The sequence below is a fragment of the Paraburkholderia sp. BL17N1 genome, assembly GCF_003634175.1.
Classification (GTDB): Bacteria; Pseudomonadota; Gammaproteobacteria; order Burkholderiales; family Burkholderiaceae; genus Paraburkholderia.
The window spans coordinates 1,685,512-1,701,673 of sequence record NZ_RBIW01000002.1; the positions used below are offsets into that span (position 1 = coordinate 1,685,512).

Annotated in this window: 15 protein-coding genes; 7 read left to right on the forward strand and 8 right to left on the reverse strand. The window is 61.2% G+C overall.

The window, feature by feature from the left end:
* Positions 1-918: 918 nt before the first annotated feature.
* Positions 919-2,052 (forward strand): porin, encoded by a 1,134-nt coding sequence (locus tag B0G82_RS27500; RefSeq protein ID WP_116122434.1) that lies wholly within the window; start codon positions 919-921, stop codon positions 2,050-2,052.
* 139 nt (positions 2,053-2,191) lie between these two features.
* Here B0G82_RS27500 and B0G82_RS27505 read toward each other — a convergent pair whose 3' ends face one another.
* Positions 2,192-3,274 (reverse strand): porin, encoded by a 1,083-nt coding sequence (locus B0G82_RS27505; protein ID WP_241975019.1) that lies wholly within the window; start codon positions 3,272-3,274, stop codon positions 2,192-2,194.
* 164 nt (positions 3,275-3,438) lie between these two features.
* On the opposite strand from B0G82_RS27505, the gene B0G82_RS27510 reads away from it, so the two are divergent.
* Positions 3,439-3,882 carry a transposase gene (locus B0G82_RS27510; RefSeq protein ID WP_121309675.1) on the forward strand — a complete coding sequence of 148 codons (444 nt, stop codon included), beginning with the start codon at positions 3,439-3,441 and terminating at the stop codon, positions 3,880-3,882.
* Between the two features lie 212 nt (positions 3,883-4,094).
* On the opposite strand, the gene B0G82_RS27515 is transcribed toward B0G82_RS27510, so the two are convergent.
* Both B0G82_RS27515 and B0G82_RS27520 read right to left on the reverse strand, forming a co-directional pair.
* Positions 4,095-5,654 (reverse strand): methyl-accepting chemotaxis protein, encoded by a 1,560-nt coding sequence (locus tag B0G82_RS27515; protein WP_121309676.1) that lies wholly within the window; start codon positions 5,652-5,654, stop codon positions 4,095-4,097.
* A 180-nt stretch (positions 5,655-5,834) separates the two neighbouring features.
* Positions 5,835-6,644 carry a Crp/Fnr family transcriptional regulator gene (locus B0G82_RS27520; protein ID WP_241974849.1) on the reverse strand — a complete coding sequence of 270 codons (810 nt, stop codon included), beginning with the start codon at positions 6,642-6,644 and terminating at the stop codon, positions 5,835-5,837.
* A gap of 147 nt (positions 6,645-6,791) precedes the next feature.
* Between B0G82_RS27520 and B0G82_RS27525 the strand changes: the two genes are divergently transcribed.
* Complete coding sequence (locus B0G82_RS27525) at positions 6,792-8,423, forward strand: acyl-CoA synthetase (RefSeq protein ID WP_121309678.1); 1,632 nt, start codon at positions 6,792-6,794, stop codon at positions 8,421-8,423.
* A 51-nt stretch (positions 8,424-8,474) separates the two neighbouring features.
* Here B0G82_RS27525 and B0G82_RS27530 read toward each other — a convergent pair whose 3' ends face one another.
* From B0G82_RS27530 to B0G82_RS27540, 3 genes are all read right to left on the reverse strand, one after another.
* Positions 8,475-8,699: a hypothetical protein gene (locus B0G82_RS27530; RefSeq protein ID WP_106282676.1), complete on the reverse strand. Its 225-nt coding sequence runs from the start codon at positions 8,697-8,699 to the stop codon at positions 8,475-8,477.
* Positions 8,700-8,989: 290 nt separating this feature from the next.
* The gene (locus tag B0G82_RS27535) at positions 8,990-9,193 is read right to left on the reverse strand and encodes a cold-shock protein (RefSeq protein WP_106282677.1); all 204 of its coding nucleotides are present in this window, start codon (positions 9,191-9,193) and stop codon (positions 8,990-8,992) included.
* A 297-nt stretch (positions 9,194-9,490) separates the two neighbouring features.
* Entirely contained in the window at positions 9,491-10,126 is a 636-nt protein-coding gene (locus B0G82_RS27540) for a LysE family transporter (RefSeq protein ID WP_121309679.1), read from the reverse strand.
* Positions 10,127-10,588: 462 nt separating this feature from the next.
* Here B0G82_RS27540 and B0G82_RS27545 point away from each other — a divergent pair, with 462 nt between their 5' ends.
* Positions 10,589-10,852 carry an H-NS family nucleoid-associated regulatory protein gene (locus B0G82_RS27545; protein WP_121309680.1) on the forward strand — a complete coding sequence of 88 codons (264 nt, stop codon included), beginning with the start codon at positions 10,589-10,591 and terminating at the stop codon, positions 10,850-10,852.
* Positions 10,853-11,006: 154 nt separating this feature from the next.
* On the forward strand, positions 11,007-12,239 hold the full coding sequence (locus tag B0G82_RS27550) for a serine hydrolase (RefSeq protein ID WP_121309681.1): 1,233 nt from the start codon (positions 11,007-11,009) through the stop codon (positions 12,237-12,239).
* 147 nt (positions 12,240-12,386) lie between these two features.
* Here the strand turns inward: B0G82_RS27550 and pcaG are convergent, their stop codons facing one another.
* Both pcaG and pcaH read right to left on the reverse strand, forming a co-directional pair.
* The gene (pcaG, locus tag B0G82_RS27555; RefSeq protein ID WP_106282681.1) at positions 12,387-12,974 is read right to left on the reverse strand and encodes a protocatechuate 3,4-dioxygenase subunit alpha; all 588 of its coding nucleotides are present in this window, start codon (positions 12,972-12,974) and stop codon (positions 12,387-12,389) included.
* Positions 12,975-12,977: 3 nt separating this feature from the next.
* Positions 12,978-13,682 (reverse strand): protocatechuate 3,4-dioxygenase subunit beta, encoded by a 705-nt coding sequence (gene pcaH, locus B0G82_RS27560; RefSeq protein WP_121309682.1) that lies wholly within the window; start codon positions 13,680-13,682, stop codon positions 12,978-12,980.
* A 108-nt stretch (positions 13,683-13,790) separates the two neighbouring features.
* Between pcaH and pcaQ the strand changes: the two genes are divergently transcribed.
* Positions 13,791-14,774 carry a pca operon transcription factor PcaQ gene (gene pcaQ, locus B0G82_RS27565; protein ID WP_121309683.1) on the forward strand — a complete coding sequence of 328 codons (984 nt, stop codon included), beginning with the start codon at positions 13,791-13,793 and terminating at the stop codon, positions 14,772-14,774.
* A 252-nt stretch (positions 14,775-15,026) separates the two neighbouring features.
* Complete coding sequence (locus B0G82_RS27570) at positions 15,027-16,160, forward strand: VOC family protein (RefSeq protein ID WP_121309684.1); 1,134 nt, start codon at positions 15,027-15,029, stop codon at positions 16,158-16,160.
* The last annotated feature ends 2 nt before the right edge of the window (positions 16,161-16,162 follow it).

The window sequence follows — 16,162 nt, forward strand, 5'->3', positions numbered from 1 at the left end:
GGTCGCAAGGAACCAGGGAAACTCCGCGTAAAAGAATGGCACGCTCGTGCCGTTTAATGAAGGCGGAAGGCTGTTCGATGTTTGCCATCCGCTTTCAGCACGGGTTTTTGTCACGCGGCGGTCGGCGCCGCATTTCACCTCCGGGCAACGCCCGTGCTGAAGGCTTCTCCTGCCGGCTCTAGGCTTTGTAAAACGGCCGTCGTTCACACTACATGACACTGGCGGGCGTTATGCGCACTTGCCGGAGCCGTACGCCGTGCCCCATTGCTTGCTCCATCCATACAGGGGGCAAGCACTTCCGCCGCACGCCCGGAGCTTCAACGCTATCGAACCGCACCCCTGCACAGCGCCGGAATAACAGCGCGCCATCAAAATCAATTGCCCTCGCAAAAGAAATCATGGTCAAAACCAGTTAATACCAGCTATTCGATTTGGCGGTAATCGACGACAGTATCAATTCAATTAAGTTCCAGGTTTTCCAAAATAAATTTACTGCGCCCGCGTGCATGCGGCTAATTGCCTCCTTTTCGAGCAATCAGACATCTCTCATTTCCTAATTGCTCCGACCCGATTACGTCACGATTATTAAAACGCTGTTGCATACATACAACTGACAATATTGAGAAGTTGCAAATTGCTTATCGCCATAGCAGGTGCGACAACAAGCTGATTTTGCGGTAAACGTTGGGAAAACAAAGACTTAATGCACGAGGCAGTTGCATTGTTGCTGATTACGAAAAATCCTGTTGCGTGAATTGCAGGCCGCGCTACTAGGGCGTCCCCCTACACTCACGCTTCGTTTCAAGGGTGCCCGGCGATCCGAAACGGGTCGGTCAAAGGGCGGCAACAGGTGCGATGCACATGCTGCCGAGGCAGGTCCCGCTCCCCGCGTAAATTTATCGAACAGGAGTCCCACGCATGAAAAAGAGTCTCATCGTCGTTGCGGTTGCCGCATCGTTCGCATCCGTCGCTCACGCACAAAGCAGCGTGACTCTGTATGGTCTGCTGGACGCGGGCCTGACGTACACCAGCAACGTCAACCACAACGCAAAGTGGGCAGCCGGCAGCGGCGGCATCAACCAAAGCATGTTCGGTCTGCGCGGTTCGGAAGATCTGGGCGGCGGTCTGAAGGCAATCTTCACGTTGGAAAGCGGCTTCAACATCAACAACGGCAAGTTCGCTAACAACAACGGCATGTTCAACCGTCAAGCGTTCGTCGGTCTGTCGAGCGCGCAATTCGGTACGGTCACGCTGGGTCGTCAATATGACGCAGCTCAAGACTACCTGGCACCGCTGACCGCAACGGGCAGCTGGGGCGGTACGTACTTCGCGCACCCGTTCAACAACGACAACCTGAACACGAACGGCGGCTACGCAGTCAACAACTCGATCAAGTACTCGAGCGCTAACTACGCTGGCTTCTCGTTCGGCGGCACGTACGGCTTCTCGAACCAGGCTGGCGCATTCGCAAACAACCGCGAATACAGCGTGGGTGCTGCATACCAGTGGCAAGGTCTGCACCTGGGCGCTGCTTACGCACAGCAAAACAACCCGGGCGCAGGTAACACGGGCGCTTCGGACGGTTCGTACGTCAACACGCTGGCAGGCAACGTCGGCAACTTCCGTCAACGTGAATTCGGCGTTGCTGGTTCGTACGCATTCGGCCCGGCAACCGTCGGTCTGGCATGGACGCAATCGCGTTCGGACAACTTCGTGGGCGGTCAGCAATCGCTGCGCGCTAACAACTACGAAGTCAACGGCAAGTACAACCTGACCCCGGCTCTGGGCCTGGGCGTTGCTTACACGTTCACGGACGGCAAGGGCTACGGCGTTGGCGCGAACGGTGGTTCGGAGTCGGTGCGCTACCACCAGATCGGCGTGCAGGCTGACTACTCGCTGTCGCGTCGTACGGACGTCTACGCTCAAGCCGTGTACCAGCACGCAATGGGCGACGGCGGTGTCGCTTCGATCTACAGCGGCGACAACACGCAACTGCCGTCGTCGTCGAAGAACCAGACGGCTGCTACGGTCGGTCTGCGTCACCGCTTCTAAGCTTCAGCAGAAGCTGGTTGTTGTACGAAAAGGTGCCGTTCGCGGCACCTTTTTTTATGCGCGCGCGATTCGATGATCGGCACCCGGCGAAAATGCCGGGTGCCGCGCGCCGAGCAGGGCACACGCGGCCCTTTCTCGTTTAGAAAATCGTGCGCAGACCGAGTGCAACGCCGGTCTGGTTGTTCTTGCCCGGCAATTCGACAGAAGCAGCGCCCGATACCTTGTCGAAATCGACCGTCCCGTACACCTCGGTGCGTTTGGACAAGGCGTACTCAGCCAGCGCCACCAACGTATAACGATTGCCGCTGCCGAGTTGTCCGTTGCCGATCGCCGCGTTGGACATGTGGTCGTAGTACGCCGCGCCCGTCAACGTGAGCGCGGGTGTTGCCTGCCAGGTGACGCCGGCGAACGGACCGTTGTCGACGCGGCCCGAGCCCTTCAGGATATCGACGCCCGGCACGAGCGTCTGCTGTGCCAGCGCGGTGTCGACGAAACCCGTGTCGTCTTTCGAGTGCAGATAGCCGACGTACACCTTCGTCGTGCTGAACGCATACACCGCGTTCGCATTGAAGATGGTCTGCTTGTGATTGCTGTTGTCGCTGTTCTGCTGCACACCGCCTGCGACGCTCAACGGGCCGGCCGCATACGACAACGTGAAGCCGTACATCGTGCCCGCGCCGAGATGGCCCGGCACCTGGCCGGAGAAACCGCCCGCGCCGCTCGATTCCGAATTGGTGCCGAACGAGTACATCGCGGCCATGGTCAGGCCTTTGTACCTGCCGGTGTATTTGACTGCGTTGTCCGCGTAAAGGCCCGCGCCGAGCGCTCCCGGCAACCATGAGTTCTCGAAGTAGTTGCCGACCGTGAGCGGGTCGTAGGTGTCGCCGAGCAGATCGAACAACGGCGTCTTCTGACGCCCCAGCGTCAGCGTGCCGTATTGGCTGCTCAGGCCCACATACGCATTGCGATTGAAGAGCCGCTGGCTGTCGGAGGCGGAGCCGTCCTGCAAATTGATGCCGCTTTCCAGATCGAAGATCGCCTTCATGCCGCCGCCCAGATCCTCTGAACCGCGCAGACCCCAGCGGCTATTGGTGATCGCGCCGTTCGTCATGAACAGGCGGCCGTCGTTTCTGGCGTTGGAGTTGGTCAAATAGCGCACGCTCATATCGGCGACGCCGTACAACGTAATCGAGCTCTGTGCCAAGGCGTGCTCGGAGGTCATCGCAAGGGCGGTGCCACTCACGATGGCTGCGGTCTTCAGGAGCTTAACTTGTCTCATTGGAATATCTGCTATGCGGTTATGGATTGTTCATTCGAGTCCGCCGCGCGCGCTGGCTGACAAGAGTTAACCTTCGCGCGAGCGTGCTTCGGTTAGTCTGAAATCCATTGATTGATAGACGCTATTTCGCGGCGACGCTAGCCTATGCAGCGGCCGCGCGCTTTTACCGCATGAATAATTCCACTCGCGAGCCGCAGCCTCATTTGCCGACCACTTACGATCTCACTGACGAGCAATGGCATCGCATCGTCCCGCTGCTACCTGAGATGAAGGCTCCTGGACCTCGCCGTGGGCGTCCCAGCATCGATATCCGCTGGGTGGTGAATAGCATGCTCTGGGTGCTGCACGCGCGCGCGCCTTGGAGCGCGATGCCGGAGCGCTACGCGCCGTATCAAACGGCGCATCGCTACTACCTGCGCTGGAAGAAGTCGGGCGTGCTGGCCGACATCGTGTTCACGCTGTTCGAGACCGATGCGATCCTCGAGCGGCCCGTCACGCGAAGGAGCGGCATGCGCGTGCTCGGTAAATCGCAGCTTCGCAACGGCAAATAAAAAGGCTGTCACCGGATTTCCGGCGACAGCCTTATCTGACCGCTGACCGCTGACCGCTGACCGCTTACCGCTGACCGCTGACCGCTTACCGCTGACCGCTTACCGCTGACCGCTTACCGCTGACCGCTTACCGCTGACCGCTGACCGCTGACCGCTGACCGCTGACCGCTGACCGCCGATCGGTCAGATGGACCTCGGCCCGCAGGTTCCGATCACGCAGCTTGCTCGACCTTGAACACGGCGACGGCATGTCGCAGGTGTTCGGTCTGCTCGTCGAGCGAACCGGCCGCGGCGGCCGCCTGCTCGACGAGTGCGGCATTGCGCTGCGTCACATCGTCCATCTGACGGATTGCGAGATTGACTTCGCCGATACCTGAACTCTGCTCCTTCGAAGCCGCCGAGATTTCATTCATGATGGCCGTCACGCGGCGCACCGCGTCGACCACCTCGCCGATCGTGCTGCCCGCCCTGCCGGCGAGCGTCGAGCCTTCACCGACTTGCGCGACCGATTGATCGATCAACACCTTGATCTCCTTGGCCGCCGTCGCGCTGCGTTGCGCGAGATTGCGCACCTCGCCCGCGACCACCGCGAAGCCGCGGCCTTCTTCGCCGGCGCGCGCGGCTTCCACCGCGGCGTTCAGCGCCAGAATGTTGGTCTGGAACGCAATGCCTTCGATCACGCTGATGATCTCGCCGATCTTGCGCGAACTATCGGTAATGCCCGCCATTTTCTCGACCACGTCGTTGACCACCTGACCGCCGCGTGCGGCGATGCTCGACGCGTCGCTGGCCAGTTCGGACGCGGTGGCCGCATTGTCGGCGTTCTGCGTGACGGTCTTGGTGAGTTCGTCCATGCTGGCGGCGGTCTGCTGCAACGACGCGGCCTGTTCCTCGGTGCGACTCGACAGATCCAGATTGCCCGCGGCGATTTCCTTCGATGCCACGGTGATCGTCTCCGCCGAGTTCTTGATCCGCGCGACGGTGGAAGCAAGCTGATTGCGCATCTCACGCAACGAGAACAGCAGGCTCGACGTGTCGTCGCGGCGCAGGTCGATGCGAGTGGCCAGATCGCCGCGCGCGATCTGCATCGCGATCGAGGCCGCGGCGGAAGGCTCACCGCCAATCGAGCGCGACACACTGCGCACCACGCGCGACGCCACGAACGACACGATCAGGCCGAGTACCGCCAGCATGCCGGCCGAGCGTGCGAGCGTCGTGTAGAACTGCGCCTGAATGTCGTCCATGTAAGCGCCCGCGATGAAGTCCCAGCCCCACGGGCCGAAGCGTTTCACGTACCCGATCTTCTCGCTCGGCGTCGTTTCGCCGGGCTTCGGCCACCAGTAGCGCAGGTAGCCGGCGCCGGCCGCCGAGCCGCCGGCCTGTGCGATGTCGTGGTACAGCGCGTTGCCTTTGGCGTCGCGGAAGCCGCCCATATCCTTGCCGTTCAGCTTCGGACTCATCGGGTGGTCGATCATGACCGAATCGCTGCGCACGATCGTCACGTAGCCGGAGGCGCCGTAGCGTTGCGCATTGACGCGGGCAATCGCTTGTTGCTTCGCGTCGTCGACGGAGAGCTTGCCGGCGTCGGCTTGCTTCGCATAGTCCGCGACGATCGATACCGCCATGTCGGTCACGTCGGCCAGATCGGCGCGCCGTGCGTCCATTTGACCGTTACGTGCTTCGTACGCGTTCACAACGGTCACGATCAGGAGCGCGGCCCAGCACAGCAGCAACGGCACCCACAACTTCTGTTTCAGTGTCAGACGGTTCATTATCGGATTCGACAATACGTTGAGCTTGGAATAGGGACGCGCTGCAATCTGCGCTGCATAGCTTGCATAACGGCGCGTGCGGCGCTTTCTTTATCCGGGTGCTCAAAATACAGTCGGACGGGCGCGCGCAGGCGGCCGCCGAAACATGCGGAGCTGAAGGGGCTGCCAGGGCGTTGGGTGCTAGAGCTGTTCCCGGCCGAACGCACCCAGGCGTTCGAGGTCGAGCACGTCGATCTGGTTATACGCGAGGCGTAAAATCTGCAGCCGCTCGAGGTTTTGCAGCGCCTGATTGATCCGCTGACGGGAAACGCCCGCCAACAGGCCGACTTCTTCCTGCGAAATGGCAAGCGTGCGGCCGGTGTCGGGATAGAGATCCGGGTTGAACAGTTGCGCGAGCGACTGCGCGACGCGCGCATCGACATCGAGTAACCGGCTATTCTGGATCGACGCGATGAATTCGCCCATGCGGTTATTCAGTTGGCGAATCACGAACCCATTGAACGGCAAGCTGGATCCCAGGAGCGTGTGAAACGTCTCCGACGGCACGAACATGACCAGTGAAGGCTGAATTGCCGCCACGTCGTACTTGCGCAACTCACGCTTGATCACGCTGCCTTCGCCGAACCAGCCGCCGGGCGGCACGCCGGACAGCGTGCAGCTGCGTCCCGAAGGGCTATAGATTGCAAGTTTGATGAGGCCGGAATGCACGCCGATCCAGTAGTCCGAGGGTTCCTGACGGCGCGCGATCCATGCGCCGCCTTCCAGATGCTCCGCGTGCGCGCTGGCGAGCACCATGGACTGATGCTCCGCGGCGAGCGCCCGGAACCACGCGCAAGTGGCGAACAGGCCCGGCAGATCGGCGCGCGCGACCCGTTCCGGCCTGCGTGGGCGGGCATCGGCAGGGGCGGTGAGCGGAGCGTCGTTCATGGCGGCTGGCGGGTTTTGGGGCGGAGGTGAGTGCGGAAGCGCCAGGGCGCGCCACTCTGTCATTTGAATGACAGACAGGTCACCATAACCATTGTTAGCCTAGTTCATCAATCAGAATAATCGACGGCGCGCTCAGCGCCTTAGCAACCATGTTGCATGGGACCAGAGTAAGCGCTAAAGCGCTAACTCTGGTCGACAGGAGACGATGCGATGAAACACATGTTCGAAGCAGGCCTTGAGCGCCGCGAAGCCAATTATGTCCCGCTAACGCCGATCGATTTCATCGTGCGCGCGGCGGAAGTCTACGGTGAGCGGCCGGCGGTCGTCCATGGGGAGATTCGCCGCAACTGGCGCGAGACCTACGAACGCGCCCGGCGTCTGGCCGGCGCGCTGCAGCGGTCCGGCATTCAGCGTGGCGACACGGTCGCGGCCCTGCTGCCCAACATTCCTCCGATGATAGAAGCGCACTTCGGCGTGCCCATGGCCGGCGCCGTGCTCAATACGCTGAATACGCGGCTCGACGTGTCGTCGCTGTTGTTCATGCTGCGCCACGGCGAGGCGAAGGCGCTGATCGTCGATACCGAGTACGGCGAGTTCGCGCATCGCGCCGCGCTGGAATTCCCGAACCTGCGCGTGATCAGCGTGGCGGACGCGATGCCGGCCGACCCGGCTCAATTCATCCGCGCCACAGATTACGAAGCGTTCCTGCAATCCGGCGACCCCGAGTTCGCGTGGACCCTGCCGGCCGACGAATGGGACGCCATCGCGCTGAACTACACCTCCGGCACGACCGGCGATCCGAAGGGCGTGGTCTATCACCATCGCGGTGCTTATTTGAACGCGCTGAGCAATATCCTCGAATGGGATATGCCCAAGCACGCCGTCTACCTGTGGACCTTGCCGCTATTTCACTGCAACGGCTGGTGTTTTCCGTGGACGGTGGCCGCGCGCGCGGGCGTCAACGTCTGTCTGCGCAAATTCGATGCGAAGACGGTGTTCGATCTGATTCGCCGCGAACGCATCACGCACTACTGCGGCGCGCCGATCGTGCAGAGCGCGCTCGCGAATGCGCCGGCCGAATGGCGCGAGGGCATCGAGCATCGCGTGTCGACGATGGTGGCGGGCGCCGCGCCCGCGCCCGCGGTGATCGCGAAGATGAAGGAGATCGGCTTCGACCTCACGCATGTGTACGGACTCACCGAAACCTACGGGCCGGCTGCGGTCTGCGCGAAACAGGAGGAGTGGGAGGCGCTCGACGACAGCGAGCGCGCCGAACTGAACGCGCGGCAAGGCGTGCGCTATCACTTGCAGGCCGCGGTGACCGTGCTCGACCCGGACACGCTGACACCCGTGCCCGACGATGGCGAGACGATCGGCGAGATCATGTTCCGCGGCAACATTTGCATGAAGGGCTATCTGAAGAACGAGCGCGCGACGGAAGCCACCTTCCAGGGCGGCTGGTTCCATACCGGCGATCTCGGCGTGCGAATGCCCGACGGCTATATTCGCATTCGCGATCGCAGCAAGGACATCATCATTTCCGGCGGCGAGAACATTTCGAGCATCGAGGTCGAAGACACGCTGTACCGTCACCCCGCGGTCTCTGTAGCGGCCGTGGTGGCGATGGCTGATCCGAAGTGGGGCGAGGTGCCGTGTGCCTTCGTCGAACTCAAAGAGGGGGCTCAGGTGAGCGCGGAAGAGATCATTGCGCACTGCCGGCTCTTTCTTGCGGGATACAAGTTGCCGAAAGCGGTGCGCTTCGGCGAATTGCCGAAGACATCGACGGGGAAAATTCAGAAGTTCGAATTGCGCGCGCGTATCAAGGCCGAAGAAAAGCCGTGAAGGTCGCGCGCGTGATGATGTGGCGTGGCGAATGCCACGCCGGTTGCGAGCTTAGCCGCGCGTGTCGACCCAATGACGTGCCCAACGTGCCGAGTGCTGCAAGGCCTGTTCTTCGTTCGTGAAGTAATCGAGCGAATAGAACTGGTAGCGCCCTTCGGTGCGCGCGCTGTCAGCGCGTTCGAGCAACAGATTGGATGAAAAAGTGCCATCGGGCAAACGGTGCGCCGAGGGTTTGACGGCATAGCCGTTGTAGTGCTGAATATGTTTGTTTTGCATTTTATATTTTAATGATGTTCGAGTGCGCGCCTGCCTTGCGGACCCTTGTACGAGTTGCGCGGACGAGCTGATTCAAGCCATTGCGAGCCGAATCCTGATGCAGTCGGAAAGCGGAAAATGGGCGTTGAAGCCGGAGGGGAGAATGAGGTGCAACGAGGCGTTTGGCGCTCAGGCAAGCTGCTTGGAATGACATGCAGCTCAAAGCGATACGCGCCAACTGTGGGAGACAAAGCTCCGCGAGGATGTCGCTGCAGCCCGATGTCCGTTGCCGGACACCGAGCCCTTCAAACTTACAGCGGCTTGATGTTAGCCGCTTGCAGACCCTTCGGGCCTTGCTTCGTTTCGAAGCTCACTTTCTGATTCTCAGCCAGCGTCTTGAAGCCGTCGCCGGTGATTTCGGAGAAGTGCGCGAACAGGTCGTCGCCGCCCTTGTCCGGAGTGATGAAGCCAAAGCCTTTGCTGTCGTTGAACCACTTAACGGTACCGGTATCCATGAAGAATCCTTGAGGTAAAAAATAGAAAGATGTGCTCTGTGCGAGAGCGTGTGAAGCGTCAAGGAGGGAGAGGACAACGAATACCGCTGAGGGAGCGAGACATTGATGAACAGCAATCGAACTTCTTGAACTTCGGGTGCCACATTAACCGCCGGGGTGTATCAGCGTCAACACTTATCTTGTAACTGTTTTACCGGGCGCGGGGCGCGGCGCGTGTTGAGCGCTTGCCCATAAGGCCTTGGCTCCCCGGCTTGCCGTGCCGCGGAGCACGACAAACCGTTCGAGCGTTACGTGTTTTCAGATGCCCACTTTGTGTGCCGTCAGAATCAGGCGCAATCCCAGCGCGGCAATTGCGCTCGCCGCGACGCGATCCACCCAGGCTTTCCATTGCAGGTAGATTTCGCGCGGCCGCTTGCTCGAAAAGCACAGTGCGACGACAGTGTACCAGCCGGCTTCGATAGCGAAGATCGCGGGTGGCAACGCAAAGTAGCACCACAACGGCGGATGTTGCGGCAGCAGCGCTGCGAAAATACTGCCGTAGTAGACGGCAGTCTTCGGATTGCTGAGTTGTGTGCTCAAGCCGATCCAGAACGATTTGCGAGCATTGCCCGAGACCGCTTGCGCGGCATCGAAGGCAAGCGGCTTGGCGGCGCCGCGCCAGATTTTCGACGCGAGGTAGATCAGGTACAGCCCGCCCGCCACTTTCAGGCCGACGTAGAGCCATTCCACACTTGCCAGCAAGGTATAGAGACCGAGTAACGCAATGCCGCTAAAGAACACGCCGCCCACACCCATGCCGAGGGCGGTAGCGAGACCATCGCCGCGCGACAGCCCGATCGCATTGCGAGCGACAATGACGAAGCTCGGTCCCGGACTCATGGCGCCTAACAGCAGTGCGGCGAGGATGGTGATGATGGCGGTTGACGCGGTCATGATCGAATGTCTCCTGTGCGCGAGCGTGCTAGTCAGTGAACATAACATGAGAGAAGCGGCTCTGCTTTTTTGCTCTTGCTGTGCACGCATTTCCTGTCAATGAGTATTACCGCTTCTGGTTGCAGTCCGGATAACCCGAACGTATTGAAAGCCGTGCATCGCGGACTAACAATTCGTTGCTGCAAGCAAAAGAAATTGGATGCTAGAATCGCTTTCCATACGCTGAAGCAGCCCCGAACCACGGGGCGAGACGCGAGCGCAATTCGATCCGGTTGCCGACGAATTCCCCATAATCCAGGATTTAATGGGCATGATTTCCAGGTGCGATCTCCCGCATCGGGAGAGGCATCGCGAATTCGATTCGCACTCGAGCCATCTGAATCACGCATAGGCTTCGCGTTGTTTTCGCGAAGCCTTTTGTTTTTCTAACGCGAGCATTATTAGCCGCGACACTGGTACGTTATGAAAGAGCTTGGGGAACAACGGCAGCTCGACTTCGACGGAAATGCACGTGAGCGCCTGGTCGCATGGATTCGCCGGCGCATGGACGAATACGGCATTACGGTAGAAGCGCTCGCCGAAGCGATCGAAACCGATGCGGCCGCAACCCGGGCCGTGATGTATCGCGACGCATACGGCAATACGTGGGACGGTCACGGTGATAAACCGGACTGGCTCGCGCGTGCAATTTACGCTGGACAGAACATCGAGCATTTCCGTTGCTAAGGGTGGCGTCTTCTGCTTGCATACGGTTGTCGCATAGTGAGTCGCTGCGGTCCTTTGCCGTTGATCGCATGTACGATCTCCTTTAAGATCGGCGGGTCGTTGCCGATTCCGTGCCCATTCATGCGGGCGCATGCGGCACAGAACTGGAAGCTGCATGCCGTACGGTCGTCGAACTCCTTCATCTGAATTTCCGGCTTTTCGTTTCCCTGCATGGCTGCGTTGTCTCGCGGTATTCGGCCTGTTGTGGCTGAATATCGGCGGGTCGTTTGGCGCGGAGCACGCGGCCTCACGGCAGCCGTCCGCGCGTGCGAATCGGCATGTCGAGCCATCCACGAAACATACGTCGAAAGCGAAAGCCAAACACTCGAGCAAAGCGAGGCAGCCAACCGCCGGCAAGACCCGGCGTCGTGTCGCGCACAAGCGCAAGCACGTGACGAGCCCCGAGCGGACGATGCATGTCGGCAAAGTCACACCCAAACATCGTCGGCAAGCCGCGCGCAATGCGCGGGATGCACGCGCCGTGAGACGCCCGGCGGTCCTGGCGGCAAAGGGCGATACGCAACAAGCGTCAGCCTCGCGTGCGTCGATGCCGCGTAAGGGCCCTCGTCTGTTGGCGCGCTGCGGCTACACACCCAAATCGCGCGCGCTGCTTCGCGGCAGATCCGTTTACGTCGTCGACGAACGAACGCAAACCGTGCTTACCGAAAAGCAGGCTGACCGGGTCATGCCAATCGCTTCGGTATCCAAACTGATGACCGCGGTCGTGTCGCTCGATGCGAAGCATGCATTGAACGCGCCGCTTAACGTCACCGTTCAGGACCAGGATTTCGACAAGTTCACCGGCTCGCGTTTGAGTGTCGGTGCGACGCTGTCGCGCCATGACATGCTGCATATCGCCCTGATGTCGTCGGAGAACCGCGCTGCGGCCGCGCTTAGCCGCGATTACACGGGCGGCCGCCCGGGCTTCGTCGCCGCGATGAATGCGAAGGCGCGCTCGCTCGGCATGCGGCATACAGCGTTCGTGAATGGCACCGGCTTGTCGCCGCAGAACGTTTCGACCGCGCGGGATTTGTCGTTGCTGGTTGCAGCGGCCAGCCGTTATCCGTTGATTCGCGCCTATTCCACCGATCGCGATCAGGTGGTTTTACCCGGCGGCGGGCGGGCGAGCCTGAGTTATCACAACTCGAATGCGCTGGTGCGAGGCGGCGACCGGTCGATCGTGCTGCAGAAAACCGGTTTCATCAACGAGGCCGGACACTGCGTCGTGGTGCGAATGAAGGTGCGCGGCAGACCGGTGGATATCGTCGTGCTGGGTGCGCCGGGCGCGCACGATCACATTGCCGACGTGGTGAGAATCAGCCGCTGGCTGCGCTGCTCGTTACAGTGAGCGTCATTCATCAGACGAGAAAGTAAAAAAGACCAAAAAAAAGCCCGCGCAAGGCGGGCTCAACTACTCGGAGTTTCGCGATCCAGTCGCTAGAAGGATCGTGATCAGTGTATGTGAAAGCTATATGAAAGTGTAGAAAAACCGCGATCAAAGATCGAAAAATACGGTTTCCTTAGCGCCTTGCATGTGGATGTCGAAACGGTAAACGTTCGCCACATTCGGCTCGCGGCGCGCGATCAGCGTATCGCGCCGGTCGGCTGGAACCGCTGCCAGCACGGGGTCTTTCTCGTTTGCCGCCGCTTCGTCCTCGAAATAGATGCGGGTGAACGTGTGCAGCAACATGCCGCGCATGGTCAGGATCACGTTCAGATGCGGCGCTTCATCCGGACTGGCGCGGCCCGGTTTCACCGTTTCCACGATGAAGCGATTGTGCGGATCCGTTCCGGTGCCCACGCGGGCGAAACCGCGAAAGCCGGTCTTCAGGATTTCCTCACGCGACTCCGGGAAGTGCCCATTCGCGTCCACCTGGGAGGCTTCGAGCATGGCGTCGCCAATGATCTTGCCGTCGCCATCGAACACCTGACCGACGATCGTGATGTGTTCGCCGGCCGCTTCGCGATCAGCCAGAACCGGCGTGAACAGGCTCTTGAAGTCGAAATCGTATTGCTGCGGACATAGACCGTACGCGAAGTAAGGCCCAACCGTTTGCGAAGGCGTTTGCTTGAGAGTGGTCATGGCTTAGCGCTCCATCGGAGTTTCGTTACGGCCGCGCAGCACGATGTCGAAGTCGTAGCCGAGCGCATAGGCCTCTTGCGTGGTGTCGAGCGAGAAATCGGCGATCAGGCGGTCACGGGCGTGCTCTGGCGTACCCTGGAAGATCGGGTCGAACGCCAGCAGCGGATCGCCGGGAAAGTACATCTGCGTGACGAGGCGCGAGCCGAAATGGTCGCCGAAGAGCGAGAAGTGGATATGGTTTGGACGCCACGCGTTCGGATGGTTGCCCCACGGATACGCACCCGGCTTGATCGTCAGGAAACGGTAGCGGCCTTCGTGGTCCGTGATGCAGCGGCCCGCGCCGAGGAAATTCGGGTCGAGCGGCGCGTCGTGCTGATCGGCCTTGTGGACATAGCGGCCGGCAGCGTTGGCTTGCCAGATTTCGACCAGCGTATTGCGCACCGGGCGGTTGCCTTCGTCGAGCACACGGCCCGTCACGATGATGCGTTCGCCAAGCGGTTCGCCGTTGCGCACGGCGTTACGTGTCAGGTCGTGATCGAGCGCGCCGAGGTCGTCGCTGCCGTAGACCGGCACGCGCTGGTCGCGCAGCTTTTCCTTCAGCGGAATCAGCGGACGCGTCGGGCCGCGTTTGACCGACGAACCATAGCCGGGGTAGACGTAAGCGGGATGCGACGTGAAGTCACGCGCGCTGAGAAAGGAATCGTCCATCAGTGTCTCCTTCGAGGAATTGTGAGATACGGCGTTATGGAAAGACTGTATCTAACCTAGGAGGTTATGCAAAATGACGTTTTCGCTCGTTTCGTATAACCTGTCGTTATGCAACGCAGTCTCGCGGACAGCCGCGTCAAATTCCGTCACCTCCAATGCTTTCTGGCCGTTGCGCAGTTCGGCAGCGTCCAGCGGGCGGCCGACAGCCTCTCGATCACCCAGCCCGCGGTCTCCAAGACCGTTGCCGAGCTTGAGGCGATTCTCGGCGTGAAGCTGTTCGAGCGCGGCCGCCACGGTGCGGTGCCGACCCGCGAGGGGCAGCTTTTCATGCCGCACGCGAGCGCCTGCGTTAGCGCGCTGCGCCAAGGCGTGGATTTGCTGGCGCGTGCGGAAGGCGCGGCGGCGGCCACGCTGGAAATCGGCATTCTGCCGACCGTCGCGGCGGCATTGATGCCGCCGGTGCTGAAGCAGTTCGCCACGCTGTGGCCGCGCGTGATCGTGCGCCTCGCGACCGGCGCCAACCCCGAATTGCTCGAGCGCCTGAAAGCGGGCACGATCGAATTTGCGATCGGTCGGCTGGCCGATCCCGAGCGCATGGTCGGGCTCAGTTTCGAGCAGTTGTTCAGCGAGCCGTTGATCGCGGTGGTCCGCGCCGGGCATCCGTTGGCAGCGGGCGCGGGGTTGCCGGCCACGTCGCTCGAGGACTTTCCGGTTGTGTTGCCGCCGTTCGGCACATTGATCCGGCAATCGGCGGATAGTCTATTGAGCGTGTGGGGCGTGCCGCCGTTGTCGGCGTTCATCGAGGTGCTGTCGGTTTCGACGGGCCGCGCGTTGACGCTCGAGAACGGCGCAGTGTGGTTCGTTCCACTGAGCGCGGTCGAATACGAACTGGCGCACGGCATGCTGGTACGTTTGCCATTGCCCTTCGCCGGCACCGGCGAGCCGGTCGGATTGATCCGGCGCTCGGACACGCAACCGTCGCCGGTAGGGCGGGCGTTTATCGAGGCGGTGCGTGAGGTCGCGCAACAGCGCATGGCGTCGAGCGCGGATAAGGCAACAGGAAAAAGGGCGCAGAAGCGGGGCCGCAAATAGGGCGCTTCGTACGCGATCATGAATGTCGGGTAGCGCGAGGCGTGCGGCGGCGCCGTCGAGTGAACCATTCGGTACAAAATGAAGGTTGCGAACGCCCTGCTACCGGGTGTACAAACACGGTGCAAAAGCCGTCGCGGGCCGCGATGCCGCGGCACGCCACGCATGCAGTGTCACACTGCGGATGCAGCGGCGGCTTGCACCGAACACCAAAAACAGTGCGAACCGCGTCGAAAGACTGTAAAGGAGATTGCCATGCCCAGCGACTTGCCCACTCCAGACGCCGCGCTGCGCGCCGTCGCGGCGCCTGAGCATAATCCGCTCGGCACTGCCGGCCTCGAATTCGTGGAATTCGCCGCGCGCGATCCGCGGGCGCTCGGTGAAACTTTCACCAAGCTCGGTTTCAAAGCGATTGCGCGGCATATCAGCAAGGACGTCACGCTCTATCGTCAGGGCGAGATGCAGTTTCTGATCAACGCCGAGCCGGACTCGTTCGCCGCGCGTTATGCCGAGGAGTACGGCGCGGGCATCTGTGCGATCGGCATTCGCGTGGCGGACGCGCAGCGCGCCTTCGACCGCGCGATCGAACTCGGCGCATGGGCGTTCGAAGGCGAGAAGATCGGCACGGGCGAGTTGCTGATTCCGGCCATTCAGGGCATCGGCGACTCGCATATCTATTTCGTCGACCGTTGGCGCGGGCGCGGCGGCCAGCGTGGCGGACTCGGCGACATTTCGATCTTCGACATCGACTTTCGGCCCATCGAAATCGACACGGCGCATGCCGACTTGAGTCATGCGGGCCACGGCCTCGTCGCCGTGGATCATCTGACGCAAACGGTCGGTGAAGGCCGGATGCAGGAGTGGCTCGACTTCTATCGCGACCTGCTCAACTTCCGCGAGATTCACGAGTTGCACGCCAACTGGCATGTATCGGCGGAATCGCGCGTGATGGTGTCGCCGTGCGGCGCGATCCGCGTGCCCTTGTACGAGGAAGGCACGAGCCGGACCAACCTGATGCACGAGTATTTGCCGGACCATCCGGGCGAAGGCGTGCAGCATATCGCCCTCGCCACCGACGATATTTTCGCCTGCGTCGAGCAGTTGCTTGCGAACGGTGTCGAATTCGTCGAGCCGCCGCCGCGGTACTACGATCAGCTCGACGCGCGTCTGCCGGGTCATGGGCTCGATGTCGCGCGGCTCAAGCGCACCCACGTGCTGGTGGACGGCGAAATCGGCGCGGACGGCGTGCCGCTACTGTTTTTCCAGACTTTCGTGCGGCGCCGTGCCGGCGAAATATTCTTCGAGATCGTGCAGCGTCAAGGTCATCACGGCTTCGGCGAGGGCAATCTAAGCGCACTGGCCAAAGCGCGGGAACAAGCCGGCGCTTGAGG